At 66.2% G+C, this 1,238-nt stretch carries 1 protein-coding gene; it reads left to right on the top strand.

Annotated features, from left to right (window positions below; all coding sequences use genetic code 11):
• Positions 1 to 1,238: phage tail family protein (locus IE107_RS34435; RefSeq protein WP_506004920.1), on the top strand; the 1,238-nt coding region annotated here is incomplete at both ends.

The following is a 1,238-nucleotide window of genomic DNA, read 5'->3' as shown; positions in this document are numbered from 1 at the left end:
GCGAAGGCCCCCGCGAAGGGCAGGGCGGCCGAGACCCAGCAGCTGTCCACCGCGAAGGCGGGGGCGGCGGCCTCCGGGGCGCAGGCCATGAACGCGCTGACCGCGACCCGGGCCTCTGCCGGGAAGCAGGTCGACGGGGGCAAGGGCGAGACGAAGTCGAAGGACGAGAAGAAGCGCGCCGAGGTCACCGCGAAGCTCCAGAAGGTCTACGACGGCACGAAGAAGGACGTCGAGACCACGCTCTCCGACCTCGACAAGAAGGTCGACACCGCGTTCACCTCGGGGGAGAAGGCGGCCCGGGACGCGTTCACCGCCGACCACAAGCGCCGCATGAAGAAGTACAAGGACAAACGCTACTCAGGCATGTTCGGCCCCGCGAAGTGGGCCAAGGACAAGCTGATGGGCATGCCGGAAGAGGCCAACGACCTCTTCCAGGAAGCCCGCAAGCTCTACGTCGCGCAGATGCAGACCGTCATCTCGTCCGTCGCCGACATCATCGGCACCGAGCTCGGCAAGGCCAAGGCCCGCATCGCCAAGGGTAGGGCGGAGCTCAAGGCGGAGGTCGACAAACTCCCCGCAGACCTGCGCGAGTTCGGCCAGGAGGCCGCCACCGACTTCGCGGGGAAGTTCGACGACCTCGAAGCCACGGTCAACGAGAAGTCCGAGCAGCTGGTCCAGGACCTCGCGCAGAAGTACACCGCCGCCCTGAACAAGGTCGACGAGGAGATCAAGAAGCTCCAGGAAGCCAACAAGGGCCTGGTCGACAAGGCGAAGGACGCGATCGTCGGCGTCATCAAGACGATCAACGAACTGAAGAACCTCCTCCTCGGCATCCTCGCCAAGGCCGCCTCCGCGATCATGAAGATCATCAAGGACCCCATCGGGTTCCTCGGCAACCTCGTGCGCGCCGTCGGCGCCGGCCTTCAGCTCTTCATCACCAACATCGCCACCCACCTCAAGACCGGCCTCGTGTCCTGGCTGCTCGGCACCGCGGTCAAGGCCGGTCTCGAACTCCCGCAGAAGTTCGACCTCAAGGGCATCATCCAGCTCATCGCCTCCCTCCTCGGCCTGACCTGGGACAACATCCGCGCCCGCATCACCCGCAAGGGCATCCCCGACCAGGCCCTCACCGCCGTCGAAACGTCCGTCCCCGTCGCGAAGAAACTCGCCACCGAGGGCCCCGCGGGCGCCGTCAAGGAAATCGAGGCCGAGGCCGGCGACCTCAAGGCCACCATCCT

This window comes from Streptomyces gelaticus (assembly GCF_014649535.1).
Classification (GTDB): Bacteria; Actinomycetota; Actinomycetes; order Streptomycetales; family Streptomycetaceae; genus Streptomyces; species Streptomyces gelaticus.
This window is presented reverse-complemented; position numbering and strand designations above follow the sequence as displayed.